Below are 19,226 nucleotides of genomic sequence, written 5' to 3' on the forward strand. Positions count from 1 at the left end.
TGCGAGGAATACCAATTGCATTAACACTTTAATGAGGTTGGCATAATAAAAAATGATAAATTTTCAGCAAGTAAGTAAAACCTATCCAGGGGGGCATCGTGCCCTCGAAAAAGTTAATTTTCATATAAAACCTGGCGAATTAGCCTTTTTGACCGGTCATAGTGGTGCGGGTAAAAGTACACTTTTAAAGCTTATCAGCTTAATGGAACGTCCATCTGCTGGTAACGTATTTATTAATGGTGTTGATTTAAATAAAGTTAATTCGCGACAAATCCCTTATGCTCGCCGAGATATTGGTATTATTTTTCAAAACCATCGATTATTAGAACGATACACTGTATTTGATAATGTCGCGCTACCGCTGATCATCGAAGGAACTCATCGTAATCAAATCGCAAAGCGTGTTCATGGTGCGCTCGATAAAGTGGGTTTAATCGATAAAGTTAAATGCCATCCATCTATGTTGTCGGGTGGTGAGCAACAGCGAGTCGGTATTGCACGCGCTATTGTAAATTCTCCGCCAATTTTACTTGCCGATGAGCCAACGGGTAACTTAGATCCTGAACTCTCAATGGAAATACTTAAATTATTTGAAGACTTTAATAAGCATGGTACAACCGTACTTATTGCTACCCATGACTTAGGCCTTGTTGCACGCATGAAGTATAGGAGCTTAACGTTAAAGGATGGCAGAATGCTTGAAGATCCACTAGCGCAGGGGGCATTATGAGTTTACTGTTTAAAAGCCGCCAAAACAAAAATGAAAAACAAAAAAAATCAGTTATTTCAAATGGCTACTTTTTTATCGTTAACATTTTTCGCCAAGGGATTCATAGTCTGGGTGAAATGTGGCGTACACCACTGGCATCAATGATGACAATTGCGGTACTTGGATTAAGCTTAACGCTTCCTGCCACACTTTACTTAGTGGTTAAAAATGTGCAGCAAGTAAGTAGTGGCTTTGAAGAGGCTAGTGAAATATCGTTATTTGTAAAACAAACAATGACGAAACAAGAAACAGCGACGCTAGTTAAGCGCCTAGCCTTATATCCTGAAGTAGAGAGTGTAACGTTTATTTCAAAACAGCAAGCATTAAAAGAATTTCAGGAAGTGTCAGGTTTTGGGCAAGCGCTAGAATATTTAGATAGCAACCCATTACCCGATGTTGTGCTAGTTACGCCTACTAAGCGGCACCGCCAGCCTAATGCCGCCAAGGTACTTATGACTAAGTTAGAAGCGGAACGTGAGGTTGATTTTGGCAAACTTGATATAGCCTGGTTAGAGCGCTTAAATGCATTGCTTAGCTTGCTAAAAGAAAGTGTAATAACCATTACCTTATTATTATTAACGTCTGTAACTCTCATAATAGGTAATACTATTCGCCTATCGATTATGGATAAAAAAGAAGAAATACAAGTAATGAAACTTGTAGGTGCTACAAATACGTTTATACACGCACCATTTTTATGGACTGGTATTTGGTATGGCGTTATTGGTGGATTATTTGCTTTTATATCAGTTGCATTGATGATGTGGTGGCTTTCTTCAGCCGTAAACAGTGTGGCTGGTGTGTATCAAACTAACTTTTTACTCATTGGTTTAACGCTTAGCGAATTTGGCTTTTTAGTTTTACTTGCTACAAGCTTGGGGTTTGTTGGCTCTTACTTATCTGTAAATCGATACATTAAAGAAATAGAGCCAGACAAAGTGTAATACGCACCTATATAGCTCGCTGTTAATCAAGCGAGCTATATAGGTTATGCTATTAGTGCTTTATTCGCTTTAAAGTAAACTTTTTGAATATACATTTAACTTTATAAGCGTGTTTATCTCTTCCTCATTCGCGCAAGCTAATACAAGTGAACTAACTCAATGCTTAGCGCGTATGTTATTGAGTTGGGTTGTGCGGCCTCTATAAAAACTGTCACATTTATCTACTACCCTCCTTATCAAGCATGAATTGTAAATAGAGTGAAAAACTGACGTTAATCACCCGCAATCCCTTAATTCATCGCTTATTCAGTCGCTTATAGTAGACTTCAATAACGCTAAAAAACCGCTTGATTTATACTTTAAAAAAGTTTTAAATTGGGGTTAGCACTCTTCAGGAAAGAGTGCTAAGATGGTTTCAAATGTTTATCACCGAGGTGAAAAATGAGTAAAGATTTATACGCAATGGCACTTACAGTTGGACAACAAAGCGCAAGCATGGATGGCTACCTTCAAGCGGTCAGCACAATCCCTATGCTTAAAGTTGAAGAAGAGCAAGAACTTGCTAAAAAACTTCAGGAAGAAGGCGATCTTAGTGCTGCAAAGCAACTCATTATGTCGCATTTGCGCTTTGTAGCGCATATAGCTAAAAGCTACTCGGGATACGGCTTGCCACAAGCTGACCTTATTCAAGAAGGCAATATAGGCCTGATGAAAGCGGTTAAACGTTTCGACCCAAGCGTGGGTGTTCGTTTAGTATCGTTTGCAGTGCATTGGATTAAAGCCGAAATACACGAATTTGTTCTTAAGAACTGGCGTATAGTTAAAGTAGCTACTACAAAAGCACAGCGTAAATTGTTTTTTAATCTTCGTAAAAATAAAAAGCGTTTAGGCTGGTTTAACCAAGCAGAGGTTAGCACTGTTGCTAGTGAGCTGGGTGTAAGCGAAAAAGAAGTGCGTGAAATGGAATCTCGTATGAGCGGTCAAGATATGGGCTTTGACTTAACGGGTGATGATAACGATGACGCACCAACAAGCACTTATTCACCGGTACAATATTTAACGGATGGTTCTGCTGATTTAGCTGATGACATTGAACAGCAACAATGGCAAGAACAGTCTCATACTCGTTTGTTTAGTGCACTTAAAACACTAGATGAACGTTCACAAGACATTGTAAGTGCGCGCTGGTTGTCTGATGACAAAGCAACACTGCAAGAGCTTGCTGAAAAATACAGTGTATCTGCTGAGCGTGTTCGCCAGCTTGAAAAAACAGCAATGAAAAAGTTACAAAGCGCTATGAGCTGATATGTTCTAAAAGCGTAATATTTTTAAAAGCCCTGCATTAAAATGCAGGGCTTTTTTGTTGAAAATTTATACGTATTCATGTAGGTTCTAGTGATTATAAAAAAGCTTTAAAAGGATATTTGGCTTTGAATTACTACTTAATGTCGTTAATTATCGCCCTAGGCGTGATTATTAGTATTGGGCATGACCCACACTATTACGAAGTAAACTACATCTTAATCCCCGCTTTTTTGCTCACTATATTTGGTTTTATTTATAGATTAACTGGTAAGAAGATATTTGGCTTTGTAGCAATGCTCGGCTTTATTTTTTTTGTGCCTATTGGTCTGATAGGTATCTACGCAATCAGAAACATGATGGATGATCATGCTAAATTACTATTCAAAAGGACACTGAAAAATGACAACAGAAACCATCGATAAACCTACAGGTATTATTAAAGTTGATAAAGGTAAACTGCAAATACAATTATATGTAGGTATATTAATTTTACCTTTAGCCTTCTTTATACCAATGGCTGCATTTTATGGTGTATTACTCATTACTATGTATTTTGTTAATAGCAATATTGAAGTGGTTAGGTTTTATTCTAAATATTCAGAGGTTAAACAAGGTTTAATCCGTTCACGTTGGTTAATAGCTAATAGCGCGGTTGTAAGTGCAAAAAAGTTAGATGAGCACATAGTTCTTACATTGATAGAAGATGAAAAGCTAAGAACACGAAAAATAACACTGAAACCACTTAGTGAAGACGGCCAACAGAGTATTTTGAAATACTATCAGGCACAAGCAAGAAAGAATAAGTACCCTATTTAATTTAATTATCGCGCGCTAATCGTTTTCCCTTGAGCTTGCGCTAACTGAATATATTTACGTTGTACTAACTGAGAAACAGGAACTAACTCATAGCCTTGTTGAGTAAGCTCAGGCAGGGCTTTACGTAAAAAAGCAATGGTCTCAGGATAAGGGTGGGCAATGGCAATGGCAAAATTGTGATCTGTTGCTTTTTGTTTAAGTTCATCGAGCCTAAACTGAAGCTGATCTGCTGTTGTTATGTTGTCCAAAAAAACATGGCGACCAATATTTTCAACCCCAAAAAAGTTTGCAGCATTTTGTGCCTGGCTTAAGCCAGTTGTTCGGCTATCTAAAAAGTACAACTCGCGCTTTTTAAGGACTTCCATTGTCCATTTCATAGCTTGGCTTTGCTGAGTTAATGCAGAGCCCATATGGTTATTAACACCTCTAACTTGCGGTAAACTTGCTAGTGCTGTTCCTAGCGTTTGTTGAAGTTGAGCTTTGTCCATATCAAGAGTAAGCGCACCAGGCCCTAGTGCTTTGCCGTTAAGTGCCTGCATAGGCACATGTAAAAGCAGTTCTTTATTTGCTTTGCTAGCACGTGTTGCAAAAACTTGTGAATAGGGTGTGTGGGGCAAAATTGAATAGGTCAATTGCCCAGGTAAGGTTAAAAAATCTAAGTCTCTTTGGTGATAGCCTATATCATCAATAACTATCGCTATTTGTTTAGCATTAGCGCTAAAGCAAGCGATACATACACTGAAAAAAAGCCACATCCGTATTTTTCTGTTAATAGTATTCACGTTTATAATTTTTATTATCTTTTTTATGCCCAGTAACGCTCAAACAAAATAGATTACTGCATACTGAGTAATTGTTTTGCTTTAACTAACTGTAAATCAGCTAAGGTGTTAATAAGCTGGTGTTGATTATTTTTTACTTGCTCATTTTTTATTATAACGGCTTTATTGTTTTGTGGAAGTGTTGTTTGATTAATCGTCACATCGGGCTTTATTCCAACGCCATCTATTGATTCACCAGAAGGTGTAAAATACTTTGCGGTAGTGAGTTTTAAAGCGGTATTGCCATCACCTAATGGTATAAGTGATTGCACAGACCCTTTTCCAAAAGATTGGCTTCCAACCACTTTTGCTCTGTTGTTGTCTTTTAAGGCACCGGCTAAAATTTCAGCCGCAGAGGCTGAATTTTCATTAATAAGAACAACAATCGGAGCGCCTTTGAGTATGTCGCCCCGTTTAGCATAAAAGGCTTGGTTAGCGTCAAAGTATCTGCCTTTCGTTGTTACTATAGTTCCGCTTTCTAAGAATAAATCAGAGATCGCAATCGCACTTTTTAGGGTGCCTCCGGGGTTGTCACGTAAATCAATTACAAGCCCTAATAATGGGTAATCATAATTATTTTGCATCGCTGCAATTTGCAGTGCAACTTCGTGTAGTGTGTGATTAGAAAAACTATTAATAGCTAAATAGCCAATGCCGGACTCTAAAACTTTACTGGTTACACTCTCTAATTGTATTTGCGTACGAGCTACGTTAAATGACAAAACTTCTGGGCTTTCATTTCGCTTAACCGTGAGATTAATTGTTGTAAATTTATTTTCTTTTATTAAAGTTGCGACTTCGCTAACGCTGAGCAAATTGACCGTTTTTTGATTAACACTAACAATAATATCACCAGCTAAAATACCTGCTTCTTTCGCTGGTGAGTTATTTACCACGTTAACTATTTTTATGTCAGTATCGACCTTTTTTACTTCAATACCTAAGCCCGTATATTGGCCATTGGTATTATCAAATAAGGCATCGAGCTCGTGTTCGTTAAGGTATTTAGAGTAGGGGTCTAGCTTTGAGTATAAGCGCTCAAACTGTTTGTTGTTGTATTGCACATAATGGCTGTTTTGAAGATCTAAATCGTCAACATAATAGGCGTGTATGTTAAATAAAATTTCATCTATTTGTTGGCTTTTAAGGTTTTTTACTGAGCTGGCAAATGCATTGTTAAGTACTAAAGTAAAGGTGAATAAAAGCAGGCTGAAAACATAGCCTGCTTTTTTAAATGCGGGTATTACATTGTTGTTTTTCATCAGCTACTCCTCAGCGGAGCAGCGGTTTATTCAATTAAATACGTCTGCACCATTTTACGGGATTTACTGCGCGTCCTTTGTGTCGTATTTCAAAGTATAGACCAGAACTTGCCTGTCCGCCGCTTTGGCCAACCAACGCTAAAGTGTCGCCTTGGCGTACCATGTCACCTACGTCTCTCAGTAGTGTTTGTGCATGGCCGTATAGGCTCATAAATCCTTCACCATGATCGACTACAATTACCCAGCCATAACCTTTTAACCAATCTGCAAATACAACTTGGCCATTGTGCACGCTATTAACATTTTCGCCTTCTTTAGCGCCAATTAGCACGCCTTTCCAATCAATGCCGCCATGTTTGCGCTGGCCAAACTTGTGCTTTAATTTACCTTTACTAGGCCAGTTTAATTTGCCTTTATTTTTATTGAGGCCAAGTAATTCTATTTTTTTTGTTTTTTCTTTTTCTAACTCTTCAATTGTATTAACAAGGGTTTGTTGGTTTTCTTTTAAGTAATCGATAGAGCTTTTAGTACTCGTAAGCTGAGCTTGAAGATTCCTAAGGTTTGCTTGGCGTTCACTTTGTGCATTTACTAAGGCTGTTTGACGCCTTTTTTGCTCGTTGTATAAACCTAAAAGTTTTTCTTTTGTTTTATTTAGTGCAACTTGGTTTAACGCGATTTGTTGTTTAAGTGCTTTTAATTCTTCTATCTGTTCAATTCGTGCTTTGTTTAGGTAATTATAATAGCTCAGTGTTCGCTCAAATTGCGCTGTGTTTTCTTGATTCAGCAACATTTTAGAGTAGTCATCACCACCTGCCATGTAAGCGCTTTTAAGTTGCGCTCCTAAAATACGTTGAAATTCGATGTGTTTTTTATCGAGTTCATCAGCTTTTTTTTGTTGTTGATTTTGCTGTTGTTGGGTTTCTTTAACAGATTGCTCAGCCATATTAAGTGCTTTAGCGTTTTTAGCTATTTCAAGCTCATGGCTTTTAAGATTTTTTTGAAGTTGAGATATTTTTTTTCGTTGTTGATTATACTCAGATTGGCTTTGTTCAAGTGCTTGTTTCACCTGTGAGAGATCTTTTTTAGTGCGATCTTCATTGGCAACTGCTGATGCAGTCACCAATGAGGCGAGTATTAAGCCGCACTTAAAGTATCGGTTAACACGTTTAATCATGGGCTATTTCAACGTCATGATGGGTGTGCCAGTCATTTCACTTGGCTGCTCCATGCCCATTAAGTGCAGCATAGTAGGGGCAACATCACTTAATGCTTTACCTTCTGATGGTGTCGCATCGCGACCAACATAAATAAAGGGCACCGGTTCACTTGTATGCGCGGTATGTGCTTGGCCCGTTTTAAGGTTAGCCATTTGTTCTGCATTGCCATGATCGGCTGTGATCAACGCTTCACCGCCAAATTCGTTCAATGCATCAACTACACGGCCAATACAGGTGTCAACGGCTTCACAAGCTTTTACAGCGGCATCAAAAACACCTGAGTGGCCAACCATATCGCCATTAGGGTAATTACATATAATAGCGTCGTATTTCCCGCTTTTAATTGCTTCTACGAGCTTATCGGTTAGCATTTCTGAGTTCATTTCAGGTTGCAAGTCGTAGGTAGCCACTTGCGGTGAAGGGATTAGTTCACGCGTTTCACCTTCAAATTCGTCCTCACGTCCGCCGCTAAAAAAGAAGGTAACGTGTGCGTATTTTTCTGTTTCAGAAATACGCAGTTGTGTTTTCCCTTGTTTTTCAAGCCACTCCCCTAATACATTAGTAAGAGGAGTTGGGCCAAATGCAACGGGTGCGTCTATATCGGCTGCATATTCTGTCATCATAACAAATGCGCTGAGAGCGGGGGATTTTTTCTTGGTAAAGCCATCAAACTCAGGCTCTACAAAGGCGCGTGTAATTTCTCGTGCTCGGTCTGCCCTAAAGTTTGCAAAAATAACGGTGTCGCCGTCATTAATTTGCGCAGCTTCTCTACCTGCTGGTGTAATGGTTGTAGGAGCAACAAACTCGTCGTTTTCGTCGCGCTCATAAGCTGCATTTAATGCGGTTACGCCATCGCTGTAGTTAAACTCTCCAATACCAGAAGTCATTACGTCATAGGCTTTTTCTACACGATTCCAGCGGTTATCTCTATCCATTGCATAATAACGACCAACCAGTGTTGCTAGCCGACCACATTCAAGTTTTGCAAACAACGCTTCTATACGTTCAATCGATTCTTTGGCACTACGCGGTGGTGTATCACGACCATCCAAAAATGCATGAAAATAGACTTCCTTAGCACCGCGTTTTGCAGCCAGCTCTATGCTTGCAACAATGTGATCTTCATGACTATGAACGCCACCCGGGCTCAATAACCCCATAACATGAACGGCTTTGCCGGCATTAACTGCTTTATCAATGTTTTCAACAAGTGCAGGGGTTGAGTCAAATTCACCGTCATTTATTGCTTTTGTGATTCGAGTAAAGTCTTGGTATACAACACGTCCTGCACCTAAATTAACATGCCCAACTTCAGAATTACCCATTTGTCCATCAGGAAGACCTACATCAAAACCAGATGCTGAAATTAATGTGCGAGGGCGAGATGCCCATAAGTTATCTAACACGGGGGTATTCGCTGCTAGTATTGCATTGCTTTGCTCGTCTTCACGATATCCCCAACCGTCTAAAATCATTAATACCAGTGGTTTTTTATGTTCAGTCATAGTCACTCCTAAAAGTTAGCACCTGTTTTGCTTTAGCATACCGTGTTTTGTTACTTGAATCAGCATACAAAACAGCATATTAATTTTTTTCACTTAATTGAATATCGTATTGATGCTGATGTGCGGTTAATAACCTTTATATGGGGTGTTTTTCCTCCTTTTAAACTCTGTGTAAACTCGCATTTTAAGTTGGTTTGGGTATACTTGCGTGGCTAAAGTCTAAAATGTCTAAAACATTGCGTTTTAGGATGTAATTTATAGTGGAAGTCGAATGGATCAATATATTGAATTTATAAGCAATCACCCTATTTTAAGCCTTGCTTGGGTTGGTATTGTTTTTCTTATTGTCAGTGGTTGGATAAAAAGTAAATTTTCAGCTATTCGTCAAATAAACCCTCAGCAACTAACGCTACTTATTAACCGTGAAGATGGTCAAGTAGTGGATATGCGCGCACAAAAAGAGTTTACGTCTGGCCGTATTTCGGGTGCTGAACACTTAAGCCCTGAAAATGCCAAAAAATCTGACTTTTCAGGCCTTGAAAAGTACAAGACTAAACCCATTATATTGGTATGTACTACAGGTATGACAGCCCAAGGCACGGCCACAGCAATGCATAAAGCTGGTTTTGAACAGGTTTATGTATTAGCGGGCGGAATGGGTGCATGGCAATCTGCCAGCTTACCAACGATAACAGGTCGCTAATCTCGTTTAGCTAAACCGATAGAGGATTTATTATGAGTAACGTTGTTTTATACACCAAGGCATATTGTCCATTTTGTCAGCGCGCTATGGCGCTTTTAAAAAGCAAAGGCGTTGAATTCACTAATTTTGATATTGGTGTACAACCTGAACTTCGCGATGAAATGATTACTAAAGCCGGTGGCGCAAGCACTGTACCGCAAATTTTTATTAATGATGAACATATCGGTGGCTGTGACGACATGATGGCTATTGAGGCTCAAGGTAAACTTGACGCTAAGCTTAACGCTTAATTTAATTATAATAACGAACAAGTTAGGAATAACAATGAACGAAGAAACTCAAAACGCAGCAGCGGCACAAGACGCAGGCGCACAATTTACTATTCAACGCATTTACACTAAAGACGTGTCGTTTGAAACGCCAAACTCTCCGGCAATTTTTCAAAAAGAATGGACGCCAGAAGTTAAGCTAGACCTAGATACTCGCTCTAACAAGTTAGACGAAGGTGTATTTGAAGTTGTTTTAGCATTAACTGTGACAGCATCAATTGGCGAAGAAACTGCGTTTTTATGTGAAATTCAACAAGCGGGTATTTTTACTATTGCTGAGGTTGAAGAAGTACAACTTGCTCATATGCTAGGTGCATTTTGTCCAAACGTATTGTTCCCATATGCACGTGAAGCGGTATCTAACCTAGTTAACCGTGGCACTTTCCCACAGTTAAACCTTGCGCCAGTAAACTTTGACGCATTGTTTGCACAGTATATGCAACAACGTACTGCGCAAGCTGACCAGGTTACAGCAGACGCATAACTTATGAGTACAGCAACTTCAGCTGTTACTGTATTGGGGGCGGGGTCTTATGGCACCGCCCTTGCTATTTGTTTAGCCCGAAATGGTCATAAAGTGACGCTTTGGGGACGCAATAGCGACGACGTTGCTACGCTTGCAGCTGAGCGGAAAAATCAACGTTACTTACCAGATGCACCCTTCCCAGACACTCTAGTACTAGAAGCCGATTTACAACGTGCCGTTGCATGTAGCGCTATTGTGCTTGTTGTTGTGCCAAGCCATGCATTTGGCGACACACTTGCGCAAATAAAACCTGCATTGCAAATCGATGCTAAAGTCGCGTGGGCGACTAAAGGCCTTGAGCCAAATACAGGGCGTTTATTACAAGAAGTTGCACAGCAAGAGCTGGGTGATGAAATCGCACTTGCGGTACTTTCGGGTCCTACATTTGCGAAAGAAATGGCAATGGGTTCACCAACAGCTATTTCTGTTTCGTCTACCTCACCTGAGTTTGCACAACAATTGGCTGATTTACTGCATTGTGGTCGTTCATTTCGAGTGTATAACAATGACGATTTTATTGGCATACAGCTTGGTGGTGCGGTTAAAAACGTAATTGCTATTGGCGCGGGTATTTCTGATGGTGTAGGTTTTGGAGCCAATGCTCGCACAGCCTTGATCACACGAGGTCTTGCTGAACTGACTCGGTTAGGTTGCGCTCTAGGCGCAAAGCCAGAAACCTTTATGGGAATGGCAGGCCTTGGCGATTTAATTTTAACCTGTACCGATAACCAATCACGCAATCGTCGTTTTGGTTTAGCACTGGGTAAAGGTGAAAGTGTTGAAGCTGCAATTGAGTCGATAGGCCAAGTAGTCGAGGGCTTTAGAAACACCAAAGAGGTGTATTTACTTGCCCAGCGTGCAGGCGTTGAAATGCCTATCACTGAACAGATTTACAAAGTACTTTATGAAAATAAAGATATGAAAGCTGCTGCCATGGCATTGTTAGGCAGAGAGCAACGATCAGAATAGCATTCACTACTGTGATAAAAACTAAAAAAACCGACATCATGTCGGTTTTTTTGTCAGCTTTAATAATACGCGTATTACTGCGCGTTAGGAAAGCCCAGCTGTCGCCATGATTCGTAAACAAATACAGCGACTGCGTTTGATAGGTTCATGCTTCGGCTATTTGGTTGCATTGGGATACGCACACGCTGCTCGTTTGGTAGAGCTTGAATCATCTCATCGGGTAGCCCGCGTGTTTCTGGACCAAATACTAGACAGTCGCCGGGTTCGTAACATGCTTCATGATGAAATTGGCTGCCTTTGGTTGTACATGCATACACTTTTTTCGGTTTACATTTTTCAAGATACGCTTCAAATGACGCATGACGCTGAACATGGCTGAATTCATGGTAATCAAGGCCTGCACGCTTTACACGTTTGTCGTCCCACTCAAACCCTAAAGGCTCAATTAAGTGCAGCGAAAAGCCGGTATTTGCACAAAGGCGGATAATATTCCCTGTGTTTGGTGGAATTTCAGGTTGGTATAAAACAATATCCAGCATAATTAGCCTTTTAATAAATGGTATTTGACGAGAGCAGTATACACGAAACCCTTAAAAAAAATGATATACTCAAAGTATTGAATACTCTTATTAGCGGATGAAATTGTGCATAACCGCAGTTACGAATTTTGGGTTAAAGCCTCTAGCATTATTACTATGGTAATGGTGAGTTTAATGATTGCGGCAAAGGCATGGGCCTGGCTTGCTTCAGGCTCTGCTTCAATGCTTGGCTCCTTAACAGACTCATTAATGGACATTACCGCTACATTTATGAGTTTTTTAGTTTTAGGCTACGCACTGCGTCCAGCCGATGATGATCATCGGTTTGGCCACGGTAAAGCCGAGGCATTAGCAGGGCTTGGGCAAGCTGCGTTTATTGCAGGCTCGGGCTGTTTACTGGCCTTTCATGGTATAGAGCGCTTATTTAACCCTATAGAGCTTACACATTCATTATTAGGTGTATGGGTAAGTGCTTTTGCAATTGCATGTACTCTGGTCATTGTTTTTGTACAAACTAAGGTTATTAAGCATACCGAGTCGATTGCTATAAAAGCAGATTCGGTGCATTACAAAGGTGATTTGATTTTAAACGCTGCTGTTTTAATTGCGATTGCTCTATCTTATTACGGAATGATGTATGCCGATCCTATTTTTGCAATAGGGGTAGCAGGTTACTTACTTTATAACAGTTGGGATATTGCAAGAGATAGTGCCGATCATTTAATGGATAGAGAACTCCCAGACGATGAAAAGCAAAGCATTTTTGATATTGCTAAAGAGCACAGCGATGTGCATGGCGTACACGGGATCCGTACTCGCCAGGGGGGGAAAATTAAGTTTATTCAAATGCATTTAGAGCTTGATGACCATTTAAGTCTAATACGAGCCCATACTGTGGCTGATGAGGTTGAAGCGATGATTGGTGCTCGTTTTGAATCTGAGGTTGATATACTAATCCACCTCGACCCGCTTTCTGTTTTAACTAAGCCGTCACCGACTCACAAAACTTATACAGACTCTTAAGCACTGGCTGGCGTACTTCATCACATTCAAAGAATAGTTCGTGCTTGGCGTCAGTAAAGCTTTCTAGGGTAATATTCGCGTACTTATTAGCTAGTCTATAGTGCGCTTCATTATCGACAACTACATCGTTTTTTGCACTTGCAATGTAAAGTGGAATATCAACAGTAAGCTCATCTATTGATGATAAAAAAGTAAAGGTTGAATTTAGCCACCCATAAGTAACCCCGCCAAGTTGTAATAAAGGCTCCTCATTATATGTTTGCCTAAATAGGTTGTAGCGTAATTCGCAACTTGTTAATACGTTTAAAGGGAACTCTTCTGGGGTGTAGTCGGTTTGTCCAAGGGCATAGCTAAATTGAAAACCAAGACGTACGGCATTACTTGCAATTATTCGGGCTAAAGGCTTTGGAATACCTTTGGTGTGTATATCGAACATTGGGGCTGATAAAAACGCACCGCTAAAACTATGCTGATAGTTTGCCAAATAATCAAATGCAATAGCACCTCCCATTGAGTGGCTCACTAATAGCTTTTCACCTTGCCAAACGGTGTCGACTATTTGGGTGTTAAATAAATTAAGATCGGCACTGTAGTCACCAAAATTATTTACGTAACCTTTATGTTTATTTTTTAAATAGCGGTAAGAGCGGCCCTGTCCTTGGTGGTCAACAATAAAAACAGCAAAATTATTAGTATAAAGCTCCCATAACAACTCTTTGTATTTATCGAGCCCTTCGATTCTGCCTGAGCTAATAACTATGGCAACATGAGCTTTATCTGGCAGGGCATGCGCGTAAAATAACTGCCCATTAGGCGTATTTAAATACGCTTTAACTAATGTGTTTTGAAAAAAATCATTAATGGCTGATTGGTTACCTTTAAGCTCGCGCTCACTACTATAAAACATGGTTTACTCTTTGATTATTGGCAGTGTGATATTAGCACACAAGCCGCCCTGATCTTTGTTCGATAAAACTAAGGTGCCATTATGAGCTGTAATTGCATTTTTTGCGATAGCTAAGCCTAAACCGGTTCCACCACTGACTCTATCTCTTGCATCAGACTGCCTAAAAAACGGCTCACATAGCTTATCAAGCTGGTTATTTGGCACGCCTGGGCCATCATCACATATTTCGATATGCACGGCATCACCATGCGATAGTTTTATACTTATTGTGTTATTTGCATATTTAATGGCATTACGAAGTAGGTTTTCAAGTGCGCTGGCAATCAGGGCTTCATCGCAGCTAATGGTTACGCTTGCATCGCCTGTTATTGTTAACTGCTTATCATATTGTTTTGCTTCAAATTTTGCATCGTTTAAAACATGTTCAACAATAACGTTTAGTGATTGCTTTTGCATTGCAAGGGTTTGGCTTTTTGCTTCTAAACGAGACACTTGAAGTACATCAGCAATCATTTGATCGAGTTGATTAGCCTCTTTTTCTATTCGTAATAAATAAGACTGACTTGCTTCATTTGCTTGCATTTGTGCAAGGCCTGTTGCCATTTTTAAGCGAGTAAGTGGCGAACGTAACTCATGGGATATGTCAGCAAGCAAGCGTTTTTGTGAGCTTATTAATAGTTCTAGCTGGTTAGCCATACTGTTAAAGTCTCGACCAAGTACCCCTAGCTCATCTTTTCTGTTAGTTGAAATAGCAGCACGTGCGCTTAAATCGCCAGAAGATAGTTTTATAGCTGCTTTTTTAAGGCTGTTAATTGGTGCAATTAAGTTACGACTAAACAAAAAGCTCAAAATTAAAGAGGCAATAATTGCAATAGATACCTTAATCCAGCCGGGCATTAGCTTTAAGCGAATAAAAAGAGGTGGCTGATTGTTTATGTCTATTTCATATAAATAAAATACTCCTTCGGGGACGGTTAATTGAACTGGCCCAAATGCTTGATATTGCTCAGTGAAAACAATTTGCGGTGACATGTTTTTGGTAAAATTAAGAAGGCTTAGGTCTATGTTTATAGGTGTTTCTTTATTAGTAAAAGAAATATCAGATTGCTCAGCGCTTAAATATAAAAGCTTACGTTTAGATAAGCGTGGATGCGAAAGAATACTCTCAAGCGAACGCTTATGCTTATATGCAGAGCGCTCAATACTTCTTGCGGTATAAGCTAGGTTTTTTTCCATCGGGCCATGTAAGGGTTCATTACTTACTAAGTTCAGTACACTGATATTGCTTAAAAAAACAAGCGCAGTAACGGTGCCAATAATGGTTAGCCAAAACCAAACAAATATTTTAAAAAATAAATAATGCCTAGGGTGCTTAAGCCAAGATAAAGCGCCTGATTTACTCGCCTTGGATAAAAACATAACCGCTGCCTCGCATTGTTTTAATTCGTTCTGTTTTAATGTGCTCTGCTATTTTTTTTCGGATATTACTTACATGCATATCAATAGAGCGGTCGAACGATGCTAAACGCCTGCCTAGCACTTCTTCACTAATTTGCTCTTTACTAACAACTTGGCTGGCGTTTTTACACAAAAGTGCCAGTATTTCGTACTCTGTGCCAGTAAGCGTGAGAGTATTTTCATCAATAGAGGCTTCTCGTGATGCAAGGTTAATAGTTACACCATTTACAAGCAGCTTATTAGTTGTGTTGATATTTAAGCTGTTTATATGCTCTATACGACGTGTAATCGCTTTTACGCGGGCAAGTAACTCTCTGTGATTAAATGGTTTTGGTATGTAATCATCCGCACCGAGCTCTAATCCAAAAATACGATCAAAGTCTTCACCTTTAGCTGTAAGCATAATAACTGGGGTGAGTTTGGTTTGCCTAAGTTGTTTTAGAACTTCAAAGCCATCTAGCGTAGGTAGCATGACATCAAGCAATATTAATGCGTAGTCGTTGGCCTGTGCTAACTTTAGGCCTTGTTCGCCGTCGTGTACGCTTTGTATTTCAAACCCTTGGCTTGAAAGGTATTCGCTGAGTAACTCACAAAGACCCGTATCGTCGTCAATCATTAATAGTTTCATTTACAAACCCTTAGGCAATATTTCATTTCTTTATTTTACGCCCTTAATTGCTTAAAAGTGAATCTTTACACAACCTTTACACTGCTTTGCGTTACTTTGCGTTGAGTTAGTTATAGTTAACTCACTGGCTAGGCAATTACACGACAGCCAACCACAACCAACCCAACAGTTAAGGTGATGATTATGACTAAAGTAAATACACTTTCAAAATTAGTACTTATTTGTGGCTTAGCAACAGCCACACTTGGTGCAGGTAGCGTACTAGCTAAAGGCGGTATGCATGATCGACAAGGGCATTCTTCAGCGCGTTTTTTACTTTCTGAACGCGGCGCCGAAAAACTTGATTTAACGCAAGATCAGCAAACTAAGCTAAAAGCTATTTTTGAAGCACAAAAAACACAAATGAAAGCCTTACGAGGCGACGATAAAGAAGCACGTAAAGCAATGCGTGAAGCGCACAAAGCAAAAATGGACGTACTACTATCAGCAGCAACATTTGACGAAAATGCAGCAAAAGAGCTTTTAAGTGAGCGCCAAAGTAAAGGTGAAGAGTTTGCCTTAATTAAGCTAAAAACGCAGCATCAAGTAATGCAGTTGCTTAACGCAGAGCAAAAAGAAAAGTTTGCTAAAATTCAAAAGCGTAAAAGTAAAAAGCAGCGTAAGCAAAAAAGCTAACTGACCCTGGGGTTAACTTTTAAGTGAGTACTAAAAAGCCAGCATTTAGCTGGCTTTTGTTTATATAAAAACTAGATGACATTACTTAAAAAAGTCATCTTCATTTTTAGCCATCATGGCTTCTATGTCTTCAATCATGTCTTGGTTTATTTGATCAGCCGATGTGATTGGCGCTGAAATTTTATTATTTTCAAACGACCACTCACCCAGATCAATGAGTTGGCAACGCTTAGAACAAAATGGGCGGTGAGGACTTTGCTCAGACCACTCAACATTTGTTTTACAGGTTGGACAATTTACAACAGTAGGCATGTTTTACTCTCAACAGGTTACTCATTAGCGCTTGCTGTACTTGACGAAAGCAAAGCGCTAAATAGTCTTACATATTAGTTACGCGGTTTATTTCAGCAAGTGACGTTAAACCATCAGCGGCTTTACGTAAACCCGATAGGCGTAAATTATTAAAACCGGCTTTTAATGATACCTCAGCGATTTCTAGTGAGTTACCGCCGCGCATGATTATTTGTGCAATTTCTGGTGTGATTTGCATAACTTCGTAAATACCTACACGGCCTTTGTAACCATCGGTACAGCCATCACAGCCTTTAGGTGCATATAAAGTCATATCTTCAATTTGCGCTGTGCTAAATCCTTGACGAGAGAGCTCTTCGCTTGGCAATTGTTCTGGCGTTTTACATTTAGGACATAAACGACGTGCTAATCGCTGTGCAATAATTAAACTAATTGAGCTGGCTACGTTATAGGCGGGTACGCCCATATTTAATAGTCGGGTGATGGTTTCTGGCGCTGAATTGGTATGTAACGTAGATAAAACCAAGTGACCTGTTTGCGCCGCTTTTATTGAAATTTCTGCGGTTTCAAGGTCACGTATTTCACCTACCATGACCACATCGGGATCTTGACGTAAAAACGCACGCAATGCATTAGCAAAGGTCATATCGGCTTTAGGGTTAATTTGTACTTGGTTTATCCCTTCAAGGTTTATCTCAACCGGATCCTCAGCGGTACTAATGTTTCGCTCAGGTTGGTTTAATATGTTTAAACCCGTATAAAGCGATACCGTTTTACCTGACCCGGTAGGACCTGTAACGAGTATCATGCCTTGTGGTTGACCAAGCGCATCCATGTATAGCTTTTTCTGTTCTTCTTCGTAACCAAGTACATCAATACCTAGCATAGCGCTTGATGAATCAAGAATACGCATTACTATTTTTTCGCCCCACAGCGTGGGCATAGTACTGACACGAAAGTCGATACTTTTTCGCTCAGTAATTTTTAATTTAATTCGGCCATCTTGTGGTTTACGCTTTTCGGCAATATCAAGTCGCGACATTACTTTAATACGAGCAGAAAGCTTTGTTGCTAATGTATTAGGCGGGCTTGCCACTTCGTGCAAGATACCATCAATACGAAAACGAATTCGGTACTTGTGTTCGTAAGGTTCAAAATGTAGATCCGATGCGCCTTTTTTTATCGCGTCCATTAAAATTTTATTAATGTATACAATAATTGGGGCATCGTCTTTGTCGTCATCTTGCGGTGCTGATTCTTTTTGGCTTTCAGTGTCTAGGTCCGCAAATTCTTTAAACTCATCATCGCTCAAATCTAGGCTGCCGGTTGCATCTAGCAATTGCTCAATTTTATTATCGAGCTGAATGTAATCTACTACGACTATTTCGCATGAAAGGCCGGTACTAAATTCAAAGTTTTCGAAGGCGCCGTAATCGGTTGGATCAGAGGCTGCCACATACACTTTTCGGCCTTTTTGTACCAACGGTAAAATATGGTGTTTGCGGATCAGTTTTTCTTTTACAAGATCGGCAGGAATAGACGCAGGGTCAAAGTCTTTTAAATCAAAATAGGGAACACGAAACAAATCAATACATTGCTCTGCTAACTCTTTACTGTCTATTTTTCCGCATTTAGAAATCAGTTCAGCGGTTGAGGCAAACTCTTGCTGCTTTGCTTTTACCGTATCGGCATCAATACGCCCAAGCGTAAGAAACTTTCTTAATAACGGTGAGTTAATATTCATTGCGCACCTTTTTAATCCTTCAGAGAGAGTAATTTATCAGAAAAAAGAAGGGGATTACATTACTCTTCACAATCTAGGCTAAATTTATTAATTAATATAGGAGATTAGTTTGTTTTGACTCGGTTTTACAATTTAAGTTGCTTGCATTTGTGCCTTGTGCAGATAACGTTTATGTAGCGTTAATAAGTCGTGGTTAACGTCGTTAAGTGCACGGTCGTTATTTAAAATATCATCGGCTTTTTTTTGTTTATCTTCGCGTGACATTTGCGCTGCAATAATCGCTTTTACTTGCTCAAGACTTACATTATCACGCGAAGCCGTGCGCTCTATTTGTACACTTTGAGGTATATCAATCAGTAGCGTTCGATTACACAATTCATCTAGGCCGTTTTCAAACAAAAGTGGTGCTACAAGTACTACATATGGGCTTTTTGCGACAGTAAGGTCGTTATGTATTTTGTTTCTAATGAGTGGATGCAATAAATTATTTAGCCACTCTTTGTCGGCAGTATTAGTAAAAATACGCTCACGTAAAGCGCTTCTGTTTAGTGTGCCATCGCGTAATAAAATGCTTTGACCAAATTTTCTTACAATGGCATTTAAACCATCGCTTTTAGGCTTTACGACTTGGCGCGCAATAATGTCGGCGTCAACTATTGTAATGCCAAGCTGCTCAAACATATTACTTACAGCCGTTTTGCCACAGCCAATACCGCCTGTTAAGCCAAGAACCCAAGGTGATGTTTTAATATCAGATTTGCTCATTTTAGTGCG

Annotated in this window: 21 protein-coding genes; 10 read left to right on the forward strand and 11 right to left on the reverse strand. The window is 39.7% G+C overall.

Annotation, left to right across the window (positions count from 1 at the left end; translation table 11 throughout):
• The first annotated feature begins 52 nt into the window (after positions 1-52).
• The 4 genes from ftsE to RF53_RS13655 all read left to right on the forward strand — a co-directional run bounded on the left by ftsE (position 53) and on the right by RF53_RS13655 (position 3,834).
• Positions 53-730: a cell division ATP-binding protein FtsE gene (gene ftsE, locus RF53_RS13635; RefSeq protein ID WP_006794808.1), complete on the forward strand. Its 678-nt coding sequence runs from the start codon at positions 53-55 to the stop codon at positions 728-730.
• On the forward strand, positions 727-1,713 hold the full coding sequence (gene ftsX, locus RF53_RS13640; RefSeq protein WP_039037998.1) for a permease-like cell division protein FtsX: 987 nt from the start codon (positions 727-729) through the stop codon (positions 1,711-1,713). Before ftsE ends, ftsX begins: the two co-directional genes overlap by 4 nt.
• Positions 1,714-2,154: 441 nt before the next feature.
• Entirely contained in the window at positions 2,155-3,018 is an 864-nt protein-coding gene (gene rpoH, locus RF53_RS13645) for an RNA polymerase sigma factor RpoH (protein WP_008128777.1), read from the forward strand.
• A gap of 399 nt (positions 3,019-3,417) precedes the next feature.
• On the forward strand, positions 3,418-3,834 hold the full coding sequence (locus RF53_RS13655) for a hypothetical protein (RefSeq protein WP_039038000.1): 417 nt from the start codon (positions 3,418-3,420) through the stop codon (positions 3,832-3,834).
• 5 nt (positions 3,835-3,839) lie between these two features.
• Here RF53_RS13655 and RF53_RS13660 read toward each other — a convergent pair whose 3' ends face one another.
• From RF53_RS13660 to gpmM, 4 genes are all read right to left on the reverse strand, one after another.
• The gene (locus RF53_RS13660) at positions 3,840-4,589 is read right to left on the reverse strand and encodes a divergent polysaccharide deacetylase family protein (RefSeq protein WP_052242901.1); all 750 of its coding nucleotides are present in this window, start codon (positions 4,587-4,589) and stop codon (positions 3,840-3,842) included.
• Between the two features lie 80 nt (positions 4,590-4,669).
• Positions 4,670-5,917 (reverse strand): S41 family peptidase, encoded by a 1,248-nt coding sequence (locus RF53_RS13665; RefSeq protein WP_039038001.1) that lies wholly within the window; start codon positions 5,915-5,917, stop codon positions 4,670-4,672.
• 34 nt (positions 5,918-5,951) lie between these two features.
• Positions 5,952-7,091 (reverse strand): murein hydrolase activator EnvC family protein, encoded by a 1,140-nt coding sequence (locus RF53_RS13670; protein WP_039038002.1) that lies wholly within the window; start codon positions 7,089-7,091, stop codon positions 5,952-5,954.
• Between the two features lie 3 nt (positions 7,092-7,094).
• Positions 7,095-8,639, reverse strand: a complete 1,545-nt coding sequence (gpmM, locus tag RF53_RS13675) for a 2,3-bisphosphoglycerate-independent phosphoglycerate mutase (RefSeq protein WP_006794824.1) — start codon at positions 8,637-8,639, stop codon at positions 7,095-7,097.
• A gap of 271 nt (positions 8,640-8,910) precedes the next feature.
• Here gpmM and RF53_RS13680 point away from each other — a divergent pair, with 271 nt between their 5' ends.
• The 4 genes from RF53_RS13680 to gpsA are packed head-to-tail and all read left to right on the forward strand — an operon-like array spanning position 8,911 to position 11,166.
• Positions 8,911-9,342, forward strand: a complete 432-nt coding sequence (locus RF53_RS13680) for a rhodanese-like domain-containing protein (protein ID WP_006794823.1) — start codon at positions 8,911-8,913, stop codon at positions 9,340-9,342.
• A 32-nt stretch (positions 9,343-9,374) separates the two neighbouring features.
• Positions 9,375-9,632 (forward strand): glutaredoxin 3, encoded by a 258-nt coding sequence (grxC, locus tag RF53_RS13685; RefSeq protein ID WP_006794822.1) that lies wholly within the window; start codon positions 9,375-9,377, stop codon positions 9,630-9,632.
• 34 nt (positions 9,633-9,666) lie between these two features.
• A complete protein-coding gene (gene secB, locus RF53_RS13690) occupies positions 9,667-10,155 on the forward strand; it encodes a protein-export chaperone SecB (RefSeq protein ID WP_006794821.1) in 489 nt (162 codons plus the stop codon).
• Between the two features lie 3 nt (positions 10,156-10,158).
• A complete protein-coding gene (gpsA, locus tag RF53_RS13695; protein WP_039038003.1) occupies positions 10,159-11,166 on the forward strand; it encodes an NAD(P)H-dependent glycerol-3-phosphate dehydrogenase in 1,008 nt (335 codons plus the stop codon).
• Between the two features lie 74 nt (positions 11,167-11,240).
• Here the strand turns inward: gpsA and trmL are convergent, their stop codons facing one another.
• Positions 11,241-11,705: a tRNA (uridine(34)/cytosine(34)/5-carboxymethylaminomethyluridine(34)-2'-O)-methyltransferase TrmL gene (gene trmL / locus RF53_RS13700; protein ID WP_008128796.1), complete on the reverse strand. Its 465-nt coding sequence runs from the start codon at positions 11,703-11,705 to the stop codon at positions 11,241-11,243.
• Positions 11,706-11,861: 156 nt separating this feature from the next.
• On the opposite strand from trmL, the gene RF53_RS13705 reads away from it, so the two are divergent.
• Positions 11,862-12,728, forward strand: a complete 867-nt coding sequence (locus RF53_RS13705) for a cation diffusion facilitator family transporter (protein ID WP_082014446.1) — start codon at positions 11,862-11,864, stop codon at positions 12,726-12,728.
• On the opposite strand, the gene RF53_RS13710 is transcribed toward RF53_RS13705, so the two are convergent.
• Genes RF53_RS13710 through RF53_RS13720 form a run of 3 tightly spaced genes read right to left on the reverse strand, consistent with a single transcriptional unit; the run spans position 12,688 to position 15,721 of the window.
• A complete protein-coding gene (locus tag RF53_RS13710; RefSeq protein WP_039038004.1) occupies positions 12,688-13,635 on the reverse strand; it encodes an alpha/beta fold hydrolase in 948 nt (315 codons plus the stop codon). The two genes, RF53_RS13705 and RF53_RS13710, sit on opposite strands and share 41 nt — an antisense overlap.
• A 3-nt stretch (positions 13,636-13,638) precedes the next feature.
• Complete coding sequence (locus tag RF53_RS13715; protein WP_039038005.1) at positions 13,639-15,054, reverse strand: ATP-binding protein; 1,416 nt, start codon at positions 15,052-15,054, stop codon at positions 13,639-13,641.
• Positions 15,032-15,721, reverse strand: coding sequence for a response regulator (locus RF53_RS13720; protein WP_039038006.1), 690 nt, complete (start codon positions 15,719-15,721; stop codon positions 15,032-15,034). The genes RF53_RS13715 and RF53_RS13720 overlap by 23 nt, the downstream gene beginning before the upstream one ends.
• Positions 15,722-15,904: 183 nt before the next feature.
• On the opposite strand from RF53_RS13720, the gene RF53_RS13725 reads away from it, so the two are divergent.
• On the forward strand, positions 15,905-16,396 hold the full coding sequence (locus RF53_RS13725) for a Spy/CpxP family protein refolding chaperone (RefSeq protein ID WP_039038007.1): 492 nt from the start codon (positions 15,905-15,907) through the stop codon (positions 16,394-16,396).
• Between the two features lie 81 nt (positions 16,397-16,477).
• On the opposite strand, the gene yacG is transcribed toward RF53_RS13725, so the two are convergent.
• From yacG to coaE, 3 genes are all read right to left on the reverse strand, one after another.
• On the reverse strand, positions 16,478-16,708 hold the full coding sequence (yacG, locus tag RF53_RS13730) for a DNA gyrase inhibitor YacG (RefSeq protein WP_006794561.1): 231 nt from the start codon (positions 16,706-16,708) through the stop codon (positions 16,478-16,480).
• Positions 16,709-16,775: 67 nt separating this feature from the next.
• Positions 16,776-18,452 (reverse strand): type IV-A pilus assembly ATPase PilB, encoded by a 1,677-nt coding sequence (pilB, locus tag RF53_RS13735; protein ID WP_008131082.1) that lies wholly within the window; start codon positions 18,450-18,452, stop codon positions 16,776-16,778.
• 132 nt (positions 18,453-18,584) lie between these two features.
• Positions 18,585-19,217, reverse strand: coding sequence for a dephospho-CoA kinase (coaE, locus tag RF53_RS13740; protein WP_039038008.1), 633 nt, complete (start codon positions 19,215-19,217; stop codon positions 18,585-18,587).
• Positions 19,218-19,226: the final 9 nt, after the last annotated feature.

This window comes from Pseudoalteromonas sp. ECSMB14103 (assembly GCF_000813065.1).
Taxonomy (GTDB): Bacteria; Pseudomonadota; Gammaproteobacteria; order Enterobacterales; family Alteromonadaceae; genus Pseudoalteromonas; species Pseudoalteromonas marina.